Source organism: Planctomicrobium mucosum (assembly GCF_051466335.1).
In the GTDB taxonomy this organism is placed as follows: Bacteria; Planctomycetota; Planctomycetia; order Planctomycetales; family Planctomycetaceae; genus Planctomicrobium.
This window is the reverse complement of sequence record NZ_CP195793.1, coordinates 3920795-3936046: the sequence shown is the minus strand read 5'-3', so window position 1 is coordinate 3936046 and position 15252 is coordinate 3920795. Positions and strand designations below refer to the sequence as shown.

10 protein-coding genes are annotated in these 15252 nt (G+C 51.4%); 6 read left to right on the top strand and 4 right to left on the bottom strand.

Annotation, left to right across the window (positions count from 1 at the left end; all coding sequences use genetic code 11):
• Positions 1-324: 324 nt before the first annotated feature.
• The 3 genes from SH668x_RS15630 to SH668x_RS15620 all read left to right on the top strand — a co-directional run bounded on the left by SH668x_RS15630 (position 325) and on the right by SH668x_RS15620 (position 3769).
• Positions 325-1341: a DUF1559 family PulG-like putative transporter gene (locus SH668x_RS15630; protein WP_437185999.1), complete on the top strand. Its 1017-nt coding sequence runs from the start codon at positions 325-327 to the stop codon at positions 1339-1341.
• Between the two features lie 394 nt (positions 1342-1735).
• A complete protein-coding gene (locus SH668x_RS15625) occupies positions 1736-2161 on the top strand; it encodes a carboxypeptidase-like regulatory domain-containing protein (protein WP_437185998.1) in 426 nt (141 codons plus the stop codon).
• A gap of 588 nt (positions 2162-2749) precedes the next feature.
• Positions 2750-3769 (top strand): DUF1559 family PulG-like putative transporter, encoded by a 1020-nt coding sequence (locus tag SH668x_RS15620; RefSeq protein ID WP_437185997.1) that lies wholly within the window; start codon positions 2750-2752, stop codon positions 3767-3769.
• Between the two features lie 351 nt (positions 3770-4120).
• Here the strand turns inward: SH668x_RS15620 and SH668x_RS15615 are convergent, their stop codons facing one another.
• The 4 genes from SH668x_RS15615 to SH668x_RS15600 form a co-directional block, all read right to left on the bottom strand.
• On the bottom strand, positions 4121-6310 hold the full coding sequence (locus tag SH668x_RS15615; RefSeq protein WP_437185996.1) for an alpha-amylase/4-alpha-glucanotransferase domain-containing protein: 2190 nt from the start codon (positions 6308-6310) through the stop codon (positions 4121-4123).
• 196 nt (positions 6311-6506) lie between these two features.
• The gene (locus tag SH668x_RS15610; RefSeq protein ID WP_437185995.1) at positions 6507-7322 is read right to left on the bottom strand and encodes a DUF4198 domain-containing protein; all 816 of its coding nucleotides are present in this window, start codon (positions 7320-7322) and stop codon (positions 6507-6509) included.
• Between the two features lie 61 nt (positions 7323-7383).
• Positions 7384-8664 carry a CNNM domain-containing protein gene (locus tag SH668x_RS15605; RefSeq protein ID WP_437185994.1) on the bottom strand — a complete coding sequence of 427 codons (1281 nt, stop codon included), beginning with the start codon at positions 8662-8664 and terminating at the stop codon, positions 7384-7386.
• The gene (locus SH668x_RS15600; protein WP_437185993.1) at positions 8661-10409 is read right to left on the bottom strand and encodes an ABC transporter permease; all 1749 of its coding nucleotides are present in this window, start codon (positions 10407-10409) and stop codon (positions 8661-8663) included. The genes SH668x_RS15605 and SH668x_RS15600 overlap by 4 nt, the downstream gene beginning before the upstream one ends.
• Positions 10410-10990: 581 nt before the next feature.
• Here SH668x_RS15600 and SH668x_RS15595 point away from each other — a divergent pair.
• Genes SH668x_RS15595 through SH668x_RS15585 form a run of 3 tightly spaced genes read left to right on the top strand, consistent with a single transcriptional unit; the run spans position 10991 to position 15029 of the window.
• Positions 10991-11896, top strand: coding sequence for an ABC transporter ATP-binding protein (locus SH668x_RS15595; protein WP_437185992.1), 906 nt, complete (start codon positions 10991-10993; stop codon positions 11894-11896).
• 56 nt (positions 11897-11952) lie between these two features.
• Positions 11953-13590, top strand: a complete 1638-nt coding sequence (locus SH668x_RS15590; RefSeq protein WP_437185991.1) for an ABC transporter permease — start codon at positions 11953-11955, stop codon at positions 13588-13590.
• Entirely contained in the window at positions 13587-15029 is a 1443-nt protein-coding gene (locus tag SH668x_RS15585) for a hypothetical protein (protein WP_437185990.1), read from the top strand. Before SH668x_RS15590 ends, SH668x_RS15585 begins: the two co-directional genes overlap by 4 nt.
• The last annotated feature ends 223 nt before the right edge of the window (positions 15030-15252 follow it).

Genomic DNA, 15252 nt, shown 5'->3' with positions numbered 1-15252 from the left:
TTTTCCTGGGGTGGATGTGCGCTAATTGAAGCTATTTGTTGGATTTTGTGTTTTGGGTCTCCGGTTTACTTGAATTTGTCTTTTATTGTCTGCTTGTTGGTGTGAATTCGATATTTTGACGGAGTGTTTTTTGATTAATTTGTCCCCAAAAAGAGTATGTGTTGGCATCCAAGGGTGGTAATATGATGATTCGACAGTCGTGAAATGCGATTGTATATTAAATTTTTACCCATTTGCATTTTGTTGGTTTGGATAAATTTCATTCAGATTTGCTAGGCGATGTCTTTTTGACCTTTATTACGACTTGAAGGAGACATTTGAGCCATGAAGACGTGGAGCAAACGACTCGGTTTTACACTGATTGAGCTACTAGTTGTGATTGCGATCATTGCGGTGCTGATTGCGCTGCTTCTTCCTGCAGTGCAGCAAGCAAGAGAAGCGGCTCGACGTAGTCAATGTAAGAATAATCTCAAGCAGATTGGATTGGCGCTCCACAATTATCATGACACGGCCAGTTGCTTCCCAATTGGATCCCGTGGGGGAAACGGCATCTGGATTGGACCGTCTTTCTGGGTCGGAATTCTTCCAGCACTGGACCAAGCAGGGGTATTCAATCGCTTCGTCGCAGGTGGAAATCAGCCGGGATACGGAGGGGATGGAAACGCCGATCTTGTTGCGCAGGCTGGATCACTTTCGGTCATGAACTGCCCATCTTCAGCGATGGGACAACCTTCGCACTGGCAGAAGAGGTCGGCGTATATCGGAATTTCCGGGGGAACCGCAACGACTCAGTTTCCGGAAAGCCGGCTGATTTCGGATGCGAACACCTGCTGTAGTCATTCGGGCGCAACGGGTGATGGAATCTCAGCGATTGGCGGCGTACTTATTCCCAATTCGAGCAAGTCGATGAAAGACATCACCGACGGAACTTCAAATACGATGGTTATCAGTGAATCTGGCGGGAGCTTGGTGAGTGCGAATCAGACGGCACTCAGTCACTTGGCGGCCAACGATCCTCATACGATTACAGGGAATCGAATCTTCATCGGAGGGTCCGGACCACACGCATGGACGATGGGAGCACTATCCGGTGATGCTTATGGAAGGGATCGCGCATTCAATCTCACGACGGTTCGGTATCCTCCAAACACTAAAAGTTATGACCAGCCCGGTATTAACATCAACTGGGGGCCAAACAATCCGCTGACTTCAGCGCACACCGGTGGAGTCCATGCAGTCTTCGCTGACGGCCATGTTTCGTTTATCAGTGACAACGTCAATATGGATACGCTTCGCCATCTCGCAATTCGTGATGACGGCGTTCCTATTGGAGAGTTCTAACGAGCCTCTCAAGAGAGTGTGTGGTATTGCGGCGGCGATTGACAACAACGTTGGAACGCGATTGTTCAACATTCGCTGCCACAATTTCCTGGGTCAGCGGGGGAAATTGGCGTCTTGCATATCGACCTATTCGATCGACTCAAAATTGTTTCAGCCGCCAAAACGGCCACACTTTGTGATCGTGTTGCACTCGTAGATGAAATTCGAACGTTTGGCTAGGCCCTTACTTCCTATACAGGCGATTACTTCCCATTTTTCTCTTCCTCAGTGGTCCACTTTGCAAATTTAGAAACTCTCATCACTTCACAGACTTATGTGAAGCTGAATGCCTTGAATTCTAGGGAGCATCGAGAGCTCCCGGTTTGTTGTCGTCCCTCAGTAACGGAATTCCACAATGCTATCTCATCGCATCCTGATTGCGATCTTCATGTCGTCTCTGTTCATGGCTGGTTGTTCTTCCAGCGTCACCCAAGTTGGAGGGGTCTCTGGGAAAACAGAAGCGGATGGGAATCCTCTTCCCGCTGGGACGGGGATCTCCTTCTACAACACAGCTAGCGAGGATGTGTTTATGACACGAGTGGATGAGAGCGGGAATTACAGCTATCAGCCTGTCGCTGGTGTCCCAATTGCTCATGGGAAGTACAAAGTGGTTCTCGCTAAACCGCCACTTGCGACGATTGAAAAAGAGGGGATGACGATCACTGATCCCAAAGCGAAACCAGTGAAGTTTCCAGTTGATAAAAAATACCTCTCCAAGGAAAGCACACCATTGGAAGTCGAACTCGGCAACGATGCGAAAACGTTTGACATCTCAATTTAGTGTCGCGGTCCACTGAGTGTGAAATTTTTTGTGTCATGTTCTCTGCTGCCGAATCTGAAGTTGGTGCATCACCATCACACTGACATCGAATCCCGGAACGAGAACGTATCTCTCCGATCCGATTGCTAGGTCTGGGAACGATTAGTCACAGTTTTTTGGATCTCAGTGAGTAACGACGAGCGAATGCGAATGCTCCAAGAAGGGGGCGTTTGTCGGCTCAGTCTCTGCACCACTCGAGGGGAACGGGGCAGCCTCGTTTCCCTCGAGCTCAGTTCGCTTTTCGCTATGAGTTCAAGACCGAATCCAGCGTTTCATGTCTCACATACTCTGTAAGATCGTAATTCATTGAAAATCTGGATGAATATCTGTGTTGTTCGATGTTCGTTTGTTTATCTTTTTCCGCTAATGAATTAAGGACTAATCATCTCACTTGGGTGGCTTGCTCAGGTTGATTTCAACGCATCGTTTGTCAGCTTTCTGCCAAAAGTGATTGCGATACAGCTCCAGTATCGTTTAGGTCTCTCCATTCTGCCAATTGCCATTAGGTTTATGTAGCCTTGAGTTTTTAACTGTAAGTAAGGTGAATTGATGACTAAAATGTGCAAATCAAGGTCCGGATTTACCCTCATTGAATTGCTGGTTGTGATCGCAATTATCGCGGTACTTATCGCGTTGCTTTTGCCAGCAGTTCAACAGGCTCGAGAGGCTGCAAGGCGGAGCCAGTGCAAGAATAACCTGAAGCAATTCGGGCTCGCACTTCATAACTATCATGATACGTCAAGTTCGTTTCCCATCGGTGCCCGCGGTGGAAATGGACTTTGGATTGGTCCATCATTCTGGATGGGGTTGTTGCCAGGTCTGGACCAGTCGGCCGTCTACAACAGGCTTGTTGTAACTGGAAACCAACCAGGATGGGGAGGCGATGGGAATTCGGATGTCGTTAATCAAGCGGGGCCGATTTCCGTTTTGGTTTGCCCTTCGTCCGCAATGGCACAGCCTTCCGGCTGGGAAAAGAAATCGACCTACATCGGAATTTCCGGCGGCTCGCCAACGGCGGCCTTTCCGGAAAGTCGGCTGATCAATAATGCGTTTACTTGCTGCGACTCAGTAGGGGCTGCGAATAATGGAACGATGGCCATTGGAGGAATTCTCATTCCAAATTCGACTGTCAAAATGAAAGATGTTACGGATGGAACATCCAACACGATTGTGATCAGCGAGGCGGGCGGTTCCCTCGTATCGGGCAACACCGCGATTATGTCGGCAGCTCAATCCAATTGCTCGCACTGTATCGTTGGGAACCGAGCGATGATCGGAGGATCAGGAACACACTCCTGGTTGATGGGGGCGCTTTCTGGAGACGCTTACGGAAGAGATCGTGCGTTTAATATCACGACAGTGATGTATGCGCCGAACTCTGTGAGCTATGACCGACCCGGGATCAGCATTAACTTCGGGCCGAACAATCCTCTGAACTCAGCTCATACTGGAGGGGTCCATGCAGTCTTTGCAGACGGCCATGTGTCATTCTTGAGCGACAACATCAATCTCGACACGCTCCGACACATTTCTATTCGTGATGACGGCGTTGTCGTCGGCGAGTTCTGAGAGCGACTCACCGGAAATGGGCGATACTGAACAAGCTGAGTCTTGTGCGATGCTGGAATAGCAGACATCGATTTCGGGTCAAACTGAAATCGATGTCTGTACTCCATCAGTCAGCCCGCGGTTGTTGTCGTCAAACCAGAAACCAGTTCGCTTGAAAGCGATTTCTGTAATGATCCGACCCTGGATTGATAGACAGGTGAGTCTACACTTCAAGTGACTGCTTCTGTGTCGCGTTCTGTTGGCGATCTCTTCCAGACACGACCTTATTGGGGGTGTTCAGCCTCTCGGTTTGAACCCCCTTTTTTCCTGCGATGACATCATCGAGTTGATGTACCCGACGACAATCTCAGCTTAATGTTTCAATGAAGCGAGTTCCGCGAGTTTGCGTGCTTGGGCGATGGAAGTATCCGCGGTCAGCTGAATTCGAACCTGCCAGCGGCCTGCATGGTCAGCTGTAAACTTCCAGTGCGGTACAACGGTGCTGCTTTGGTGGACGAGTTCGAAACCACCTTCGCTCTGGCTGACCGTTTCGATTGGAAAAGTCCAGAATTCCGCTGGCTGCGTCAGTTCAAGAGAAGCATCGATACCCAGCCATTCATCAACCAGGCCGATTCTCATTCCTGCTGGTAATGACTGTACCGTTTCCAGCTGCCCGAGTTGTTCTCCATGACTGTTGTAATAATAGCGATCGCTCAAACCAGCGGGCATCGCTGCGAAGTTGAACTCGACTGCAAAGTGAATTGGAACACCTGCCGGGAGTTGGCTCAGCTCGTAAGTAATTTCCAACTGGCTGCCGTTGGAGCTTTCGAGTGAGACAGTTTTTTCGACGCGTACCCAATGTTCTCCGACGCGTCCTTCGCGAGTCATCACCGTTTCGACCCGCTCGTCCGATCGGCGAAGTCGGGTTTCGTAGACGCCAAGTACAAAGTCGCCAATCCCCCCGTTACCTGTCTGGAACTCTTCGAGATCGACATCCGGCCGCAAGAAATGATCGACCAGCGATTTTCTGGGCCAACGATCATACGCAATTTTCTGATCGAGATTCGACTGTTTAAAGCGAACCCCTTCGTGTTTCAGAAACGCGATGTCGTCGACATCAGCCGCTGCCGCAGCAGACTCCAGGACGGTTTGGTGATACGGTTCAGGTCTACGGTTCAGCGTAGCGAGCAGGTTCACTTTTGTTGAACGCAAATCAAGTTCGTAAAGATGTCCCCCGCGCGCCGGAGCAAGGTAGGCGATCATGCGATCACCAGACATTCTGACTTCTTTGCGGGCATCAAGATTGTAGTCGTCAGCTGCGATATCCACCCATCGTGCAGGGCGCCTGTGTAGCTGCTCGACAGCATTGTCGGCCGCAATCAGATGGTGGTAAATCGCATTTCGGAGATGCGGAAGATACAACCCGCCGAACGCTCCATGCCAGAAAGGGCAGTTGCATTGCCCGCGGTACAGGTCCATCCGGGCACTATGGAGAAGATCTGCGTTTTCTCTTGCTGCCGTTGAATCTGTCAGCGCGTTGACACGCTCGCTCACTTCACGCGAGCGGCAGTACATTTCATTGCTTTCCGGGTATTTCACGAGGAAATTTCGCCAAAACCCAGCGCGAATAAACGGTTTGATGTCAGGCCAGTCGGGATTCTCTGAGAGCTCGGAATTCACCCGCTGATAGTTCAATTGCTGATCTGTCGGAAGTGCCCATTCCGTCATTTCGCGATAGCTGGCATTGGGGAGATAAATTTTCCCCTGTGGAGGAACCTGGTCGACCGCCTGCGCCATGGTCACGACACGGAGCCAGCTCGAATTCTCCTTTAACGCAGTAAAGAAATCTCGGAGCCATCCCTTTTCGTAGACGTGCTCCTGAGTTCCGGGCCATGATCCGAATTTCTCGCCGTCATCTCCAAAGGAAACGATTGTTCCTGGATGACGGTCACCAATCTTCTTGAGGTAAGCAATCGCTTCGAGTGGCTTCGCCCAGGGGATTGCATAGCGGAGAGGTTCATCGTCCGGGAAAACTTTGAGAATTCGTCCTTCGTTCTCTGTAATGTAGTAGCCGTGAAGTTTGTCTTCGCTTAGTCCTGCCCAGCGGAAATGCGAGTCGTCAAGAATCGTGTACTCGATACCGGCTTCGACAATGTCGCTGGCGAACGTCGGTTCCCAAACACGCTCTGGCACCCACATCCCGCGAATGTTTGTTTCAAACAAATTGGCAAGATGCTGGGTATACGCCCGAATCTGACCGATACGGTCACGTCGGGGAATCGATGCGAGGATCGGCTCGAAGTAAGGACCGCCAAGAATTTCGAGACGGCCTTGCGCGACGAGCACTCGAATCCGGTCGACGTAATGCGGTCGGTGCACTTCCAGCCATTCGAGCAGGCTTCCTGAGAAGTGTGCAGTGATTGGAATTTCGGGGAACTCGTCGAGGACATCGAAAAATGGCTCGTAAGCGTCACGGTATGCCTGTTCAAAGACCCCATCAAAATTCCCGACAGGCTGGTGATTATGAATCGCAAATATCAGGCGAATCCGAGGGGAGGACATATTCCATTCCAAATGTGAGTACACAGTGCCGCTAGCTGTTCATATCAGGTTTGAACTTGAGTTTGAACATCGGTTTTGAAACAGTTCGTCCAAGTTTTTACTCTCGACCGTTACGAGCGTACCAACTTTCTCTCCGCTTGTCTGACATTTCAATGAATGGGCAATCTGGGGTGTTTGGCGAGATTGTCTCTTGCCCTCATTGGCAGCATGGACAGATATCCGGGATGAGAATTTCGAGAGTCGCTGCGTAGAGCGTGGCGTCGTAGTTATCTGACGTTTCGTCGTCGCGTCGCTCGTGTGTGACGATCAGATACCGATTTCCGACGCGAGGAGTAAATGAGGCAATTCCCTCGGCATTTGTCTTTCGTTCGTAAGTCTCGTCAAACCCCTCACTCAGTGTGACTCCCTGGGGGATGAACGCCACACGGGCATCGACAGCAGGGGTGCCGTTTCGTAGCACCTTGACTTCGATGGGAACCCCGGGCCCTGTGAGTAGAACCGGATGTGAGACAGGAACAATTTCCAGTGGATGACCCAAGGGTTCCTTCCAGAGGTTCGTTTCGTCCTGCAGACGGTCGAGCAGTGCGCTGGCAAGGAAGAAACATTTTGCACTTCGTACCGAACGTACCGGCCGCCCATGACTGACCACTTTGTCCATTTGGTGAGAGACAACATAGGTGCCAGCTGCCCCGGTCACGAACCGGCTGCTCCAGTAACCTTCGTTCGGAGCGTAGCCAAGATCACGCACCTGATCGATTAGATTGAATTGAGCACCATTCGGAAGGTGAACCTGAAAAGTAGCACCATCGAGATTCAGTTTGCTTGCCAGTTTGAAATCGCGATGGTCGTTCCCATGGTTCCCGAGTTTCAGATCGATGAAGACGGCATCGCCAGCCCGGATCACAGACGCGTTGGTTTCCACCCAGGTGTCATGAGCGAGAAGGGGGGCTGCCATGAAAATCAACGAGAGAACGAGTATTGCCATTCGCGGGCGGACGTACGGTGACGGCATTCTGTTTCTCTTTCTAAGGATCAGATTTTGAATCAGCATCCGTCGAGATTCAGCGAATGCTCTAGGATTCAGCAACAGGGATTTTTGTTAGGCTGACCTGTAGAGGGTCACCCGGCTCGCCAGCCTTGATCACGTTCAATTGATATTGTTCCCAGACGCACTGATCACCAATTACCGGGAAGCGTTCCAGCTCTTCGTAGAGCAAGGCAACGATCGTCACTGGAGAGTCGTCTTTGTTCTCGAACTTGATGTCGAGGCGTTCTGCCAGATACCGCAAGGTCGCTAGCCCGTCGGCGATGACAAGACCGTTCGTGTGGATGACGACGGGCTCTCTCTCGAGCATACGTCGCCCACGGCTACTGGCTGGATTGAACATGGAGTCTAACACGTCATCTTCGGTGACAATGCCAACCGTTTCCCCGTATTCATTTACGACGACAGCGACGCTGACAGTGCCCGCCCGTAACAGTGCAAGTGCGTCAGCGACCGTAGCGCTCCATGGAACGTAGATGACCTGATCTGCGACCGATTCCAGATTGCGCGCGGGGAGTGAATCGAGATCGTAAAGCATCAATGCTTTGGAGACGTTGTCGCCATCTTCTCCAGCAAAAAGCATGACCTCGGGAATCGTCCCGCGGGCTTTGAGGTCCACGAGGCTTACTGGGGGTTGCCAGACATGGTACGAACCGCGCGGTCGCATAATTTCTTCGACGGTCATGTCGGAAATTTCCAGAATGCGACCAAGCATTTCCTGCTCGAGTAACGCGATTTCGACACCCAGTTCAGAGGTTTCGACTGCGCGTTCGATGTCTTCGACTTCCAGGTACGGTTCCTGTTTCAGATTGGGAAAAAAGACTCGCCGCATCGCCAGTGTGATTGCTTTGAGGACAGGAAGGATCGGGCCAAGAATTTTCTGGGCGACAGTCAGTGGACCGCTGGACCAAATCGCAATAACTCGTCTGTACTTCACAGCGAGATTCTTGGGGGCGACTTCCCCGAAGAAGATCAGTCCGAAAAAACCGATTAATGCGAGCGTTGCAGCGGCGCTGGCATGACCTGTCATCACCAGGCGTCTGGCTGCAATCAGACTGACTGCAAAGTAAACGAGGTTGATGAATAGATTCAGAAAAAGCAGAACAGAGAGCATGCGGTCAGGGTCGCGCATGAGGACGGCCACTTGCCGCTCCGCTGGTCCACCCGTTTGCATTCGCCGCAATTCTTCACGCGATAGGTAGAAGAGCGCCGTTTCACAGGCTGACGGGAGGCCTGACAGAATGATCAGCACCGACATTAACAATGCGGCTGGCAGCCAGGCCGGTATTGATTCCAGGATCTCCATCATCCCCGGTCACTCGACGTTCGACCCAATGCTTCATCAAATGCACTGATCGCTGGAACAAGCATGGCAATGGTCGTTCCTCCATAGGCCAGCAAGACTGCGATGCACGACTCCGGTGCTTCCTGAAGCAGAAAGCTGACGACAGCGTAGAACGTCAGGAACGGTAATCCCCACGCAGCGAGAGTCAACGCCTGTGCTGGATTCTGATGAGTCAACGATCTCCAGAGACCGAACGCTCCTCCGCAGATGAATCCAAGGAACGGGATAAGCTGCAGAATGAAGGAGGTTCTCGCCTCAACGATGAGCATCATGCAAACAAAGATCCCGACAAACAGAAAGAACATCGTTCCCAAGCTGTTGATGATCGCTGACTTTGACGCTGTGAAGGAAAATCCGGAGTGCAGGCCAAGCATTGCAGAGAACAGCACCAACGTGGAATAAGCCAGCAGGATGCAGATCAGCGGTCCTACGCCGAACTCACCGCGAAAGAAGCTCATCATTGCCATCAGGATGGGAATTGCAATCAGCTCTTTTGTGTTAAAGAGAACTCCGAGCAACTTCCCAAAGACAAATTCCTGGGCCGACACTTCCGTAACGAGTAACAGCTCAAGTGTCTGCCCATCCCGTTCAGATGTGAGTGAGGTGACTGATTGAGCGTTCACAAGAATGAAGGTCACTAGCGACAGGACAACCAGAACCAAGCCGCTGCTGGAGAGTGCTCCAAACACCAACGGGGCATCCGATGGAGTGCGGCTTACCCAAAGCAGACAGAATAGTGCGAAAAGCACGTACGCTGCCTTGATGATTCCGACTTTTCTTCCATACGCCTGAGTGCAGATTTCCCGCCAGAGAATTGGCTGTTGCCAGATCGTTCGCCCTTTGGTGTTCGATGTTGTCGGGGCGGCTACTTCTTCAGATTCTGGAGCCGCTTCCTGAGCCTGAAGGAACATGGCACGAGATGGGTTCCAGACTCGCACCATGACACTGGTGAATGTCCAAATGGCGATCGTCAGACCGCCAAGCGTGAATACTGAATTCCAGGCTTCAACGACAGGTTCGACCGAATTCGGATTGGATGCTAACGGATGCAGGATATTGCTGAGTGCCCGAAACGGATCGCAACTTCCCGCGAGCGTTCCCAGAATTGTCTCAGGTCCCGCGATGACGCTGATGGTTTCAGCGAGTCCGATGAAGAGTCCTGCACCAAGAAACGAAACAGCTAAAATCTGGAACGTCTTTTCCCGCCAATAGGCAACAAGCGTTCCCCATGCCGATGCAGCGAAACAGGTGACTAAACAAATCACTTGCACCCAGAGCACTTGTGAAGTGGTGATACCCCCGAGCATCCGCAGGCAGCATAAGACAGGGAGCGAAACAGCGATGAGGATGAGAACGGGCAAGATACTGGCGATCGATTTTCCGATCACGAGTTCAGTAGCTCTCAAATCGGTCATCAGAAGCAGAATGAGTGTTCGGCGGTCCTTTTCCTGAGCCACGTTTCCAGCCGAGAAAAGGAGCGAAGCACCTGTCACGAGCGCTAATTGAAACGTGCACAGCACGCTGAAGATGTAGGCGCCGAAACTCGAAATGTCTCCCACACTTTGCAAGGGGGAGAGTCCAGCCGTTACCTGCATTCCGGTGTAAATCAGAATACTCAGGGCAGCGACATATCCACTACGCAGACCGAAATGCCGTGGTTGACGCGGGAGCGTCAACAGTTCGCGTACAAGAAGTGGGCCGCCTATCACTGAAAACTCCAAAGCAACCGGGAGACCTCTAATCCATTAATTCATTGGTAAGAATGCCAGTATAGGGACGAGCAACCGTCGAAACCAGTTGCTGCGTCACTTCTGCCGGAGGTGCGAGCTACAGGTCAAATCCCGCTCTCTAGGAGAGCGTGGAATGGGGCCTTTCCCCGAGTCATCAGGGGCTATCGGCAATCTCTCCGGAATGGAGAAGTTTTGACGACCGCCTTGGTAGAGTCGTGGCGGCAACACTTTGCAAGGGATTTTTGTCTAACTCGCTGGAAAATCGGAGATTTCGTCGGATCTTCACAGCGTTTTTACATGGAGACGGGGGGGGCGAATCCGCTTTTAGATTCGTCATAAAGTCTTGTTGCACATTTCTTGAAAGCTGGCAGTGGGATACGTACAGTAGGGTCTTCATCACCCTGATTTTATGCGGGGAATGTCAATACCCAGCAGGCCTCTCACATTTTTGTCGAGAGCTTGTCGTGCAATTGTCCAGATATTTCCATCCAAACGTAAGTAGGTTTGGTCAATGATCTCATCATCGTCGACCGAGCAGTTAGCTAGGGGGAACAGCGCACGTGTCTGAAAATGTGATTGAGATTCGTAACCTGACTAAAACTTACCGCGACTTCTGGGGTCGTCCAAAGGTGACCGCGGTGAACTCCCTCAGCCTGGATGTCAAACGCGGGGAAATTTTCGGCCTGCTGGGACCAAACGGATCCGGTAAGACCACCACTCTGAAGCTGCTTCTCGGTCTCCTCTTTCCGACCGAAGGTTCCGTCAGCATCCTCGGTCGTCCTGCACACGACGTCGAGAAAAACGAAAGAATCGGGTATCTCCCGGAAGAGTCTTACCTCTACCGCTTCTTGAATGCAGATGAAACACTCGACTTCTACGGTCGCTTGTTCAAGATGTCTGGTGCCGAGAGACGCGCCCGCTGCGATGCGCTTGTCAAGAAGGTCGGTATCGATGAAAAGGCTCGGAAACGCCAGCTCAAAGAATACTCGAAAGGGATGACTCGCCGAATCGGTTTGGCACAGGCATTGATCAATGATCCTGAACTCGTGATTCTTGACGAGCCAACCAGCGGTTTCGACCCGAAAGGGACTCGAGACATGAAGAATATGATCCTGGATCTTCGGAATCAGGGAAAGACCGTCGTGATGTGCAGCCACAATCTCGACGACGTCCAAGACGTTTGCGACCGAATCGCAATTCTGTACCGAGGCCAACTGAAGGTCATTGGAAGTGTGCAGGAACTGCTCGAATCGAAAGAGGAAACGCAGATCCTGACCAACGAACTGTCACCAGCCGCGATTGCAGATGTGGAAGCAGCATTGCAGAAGCATGGTGCCAAGCTGAAGAAGGTCTCTCACCCGACCTCAACGCTGGAAGAGTTGTTCCTCCGTGCGGTTGAAGAAAGTGAAGCCCGCCCCGGACGCCGATTTGAGCCCGGAGAACGTCCCGATTCCCAGAAGTCCTAAGGCTTCCGGTCAATCCCCGTTCCTCCAGACATCTTCTTGTTGATTGAGGCTCACTGATGGTTTACGAAAAACAGATATTTGAGATAGGTCCTGCAATTTTGCAGTGGCTGCTGACCTTGGGGGTATGCGGCGTACTGGCAATTATCCTGGGATTTGTTGCTTCTATTGCTGCTTATGGTTCCAAAGGGACCAAGATTGCCGTCGACACGATTCAGCGTGGATTCAAAGATCTGGTCTTCCTTTCCTGGAACCGCATCTATGCCAACGCGTTGCTGACATTCAAAGAAGCCTCACGACGTAAAGCGTTCATGATCGGCTTCATCTTTTTGCTCCTGTTTATGTTCGGGGGCTGGTTCCTCGGGCGTGCGGACGTTGAAAAGCCGGCGAAGCCGTACGTCATCTTCGTGTTGACGTCCATGAGCTTCCTATTGATTCTGATGACATTGCTTGTCGCCTGCTGGGGAATCCCAGCGGACGTGAAAGCACGTTCGATTCACACTGTCGTGACAAAGCCGGTTCGCCGCAGCGAAATTCTCCTCGGCCGAATGCTCGGTTACGCGTGGGTGATTTCACTTGTTCTGCTCGGAACGTCGATCGTCGGGTATTTCTGGATCATTTCCAAAGTGCCTGAAAATGCAAAATCACAGCTGATTGCTCGCGTGCCGTTCTACAGCTCGAACCTGGAATTTCTTGACCGTAATGGAGACAAGGCCCCGACGGGGATCAATGTCGGAGACATCTGGGAATACCGTAGCTTCATCGAAGGGGGCACAAAAGCTGCCGCTATCTGGACTTTCGAGAATCTGGATGTCGGTGCGATTCGACGTGCAAAAGAACTGCGAATCGAGCAATCGTTCGAAGCGTTCCGAACCTACAAGGGGGATGTTCGTCAACAGTTGCGGTACAATCTGGCGGTCATCAACCCTGCGAAGAATTTAAGAGTCCCCATCGGGACGTATGAAGTGGAAGAGCATAATGTCGACGTTCAATCGGCACTCGTGACCGTTCCGCTCGATTTGACTTATCGCGACACCTTCGAGGTGGCTGCTCTGGAGAAGAGCGTCAACCTTCTGGACGATCTCCTTGATGACGGCAAGCTCAGGCTGGAAGTGACCGCACTGGAACCCCAGCAGTACATTGGAGTGGCACAACACGACCTGTTTGTTCGACTTCCAGACGGCTATTTCCTGACCTCATACGCCAAGAGCTGCTTTGGACTGTGGTTGCTCTTGATGCTCATTGTGATCATCGGGACATCGAGCAGTACGTTCGTCAAAGGTCCTGTCGCGACGATTCTGACTGGAAGTCTGGTGTTTGTCGGCTTCGTCTTCCGAGACCAGATCGACAAGACATTCGATGCGCTGGCGAAGAATCAGGAAGTTCTCGGCGGGGGAATGTTTGAATCGATCTACCGAATCGTGACTCAGATGAACCAGCAGAGTCCATTGCCGGACAACATCGGAACGGACGCGATCAAATTCATCGATCAAGGGGTCTTCGGGATGATGCGACTTGTCAGCGCTGTGATTCCAGACCTACGATATTTTAGTACCAGCGAATTTCCGGCCAACGGGTTTGATGTTCCCTGGAATGCAATGCTACTTCCCAGCTTGTTGATTACGCTGGCATTTTTAATTCCGATGACGATTCTCGGATACTTCAGTCTGCAACTTCGAGAACTGGAGCACAAATGAACGCACTTACTGTTCAACAGCGCAAAGCGGTTTACGCCGGAATTGCGTTGATACTATTGATCCCGATTATCTATCTCGGGGCTCCCGGTGGAAAATCGGCCGGGGCAGCTACTGCCACCAATTCCTACACGCTTGCCGGCTTGCGAACTGCTAACGATCTGGGTGAATCAAGCCTGGGTGACGTTGATCCAACCAGCGCGACAATGAATCTCGTGCTGCTCGGGATGCGTGGGGTAGCAGCCAGCGTACTGTGGAATCAGGCGGACTATCTCAAAGACCGAAAGAAGTTCTCAGAACTGGCTGAAACTGTGGAATCCATCATTCTACTTCAGCCTCACTTCAAGACTGTCTGGCGGTTTCAGGCGTGGACACTCGCTTACAACGTTTCAGCGGAATGCGATGCGGTTTCGGACCGGTATTTCTGGGTTAAACGCGGAGCTAAGTTTCTCCAGCGTGGTGTCGCCCGAAATCGGCTGATTCCGGAACTCCCTTTCGACATGGGAACATTCCTTGGAACGAAACTCGGTGTTGCCGATGAAAAAGAGGCCTACTCAGAGTTCTTCCTGCACGATCCCGACACCGAGTTGTGGAATGGTGGGCCGGATGAAGAGATCAATCCGCAAGGGATCGACCATTACCTCGTAGCACGTGATTGGTATTTCACTGCGAACAAGGTTCTGGAAAACAAAGGTGTTCAGCAAAACACAATGGATTTGGCTCTGTTCATTGCCTACCCATACCGGTCGCTGATGAGCTACGCACAGAAAGTTCAAAAAGCAGGTGTGGCGGGGAATCTGGATAGCATGACTCCAGCCCAACTGAAAACAGCCTATCAGGAATGGTCCAAAGCTGTTCGCAGGTCGTGGGATCAGGCATACGATGAATGGGTGAATACCTATGGTCGGCAGAAGTTCATGTCAGCCGGATTCGGAATGCTCGTTCTGGAGAACGATGAAGCTGGTCTGAAAGAACTGGAAGAACTCGGGAAGGCAGAGAATGTCACCTTCGAACAGAAGAAAGACTGGCAAGACCGATATCGCAAGATGACCTCCTACCCTTACTGGAAGACGCACTGCAATATCGAAGGTCGAGAAAGTATGACTCTGGCCCGATTCCATCTGGCCGAAGGTCGCCGCCTTTACCGTGACGTTCAAGACTTCGAAGGGTCACTCACCAATCTCGAGGTCGGTCTGGCCGCAATGGCTGAAGTGATTCAGCAGTATCAGGTCAGCCCTGATTACAACGTTGTTGTCACCGATGAAGAAGAGATTATCGAGGAAACATTGAAGGCATTGATCATCTGGGAACAGGTACTCACTCTTCTCGGACATGAGGTTCCAAAACAGTACACTCTAAAGCCGCTTTGGGATGATCCAAGCCTGAAGGACACTAAAGAGGAATTGATCAAACGATTCCAGCACTGGAACGGAACTCTCTAATTTGAGCGACTCAGTGAATTTCAAGAAGCCGCAGTTTTCCTCGGGGATCTGCGGCTTCTTTTTGTTGGTCTCGGGCACTTTTGTAGAAATGCAAGGTGTTGCGATGGACTCATGTTGCAACACGAATGAAAATGAGTCACGCTGAACCAAACCTGCTCCAATTGTTGAAGCGAATTGGGCATGCGCTATGCTCACAGATCGTTCCGAATTGCCAGTGATCATC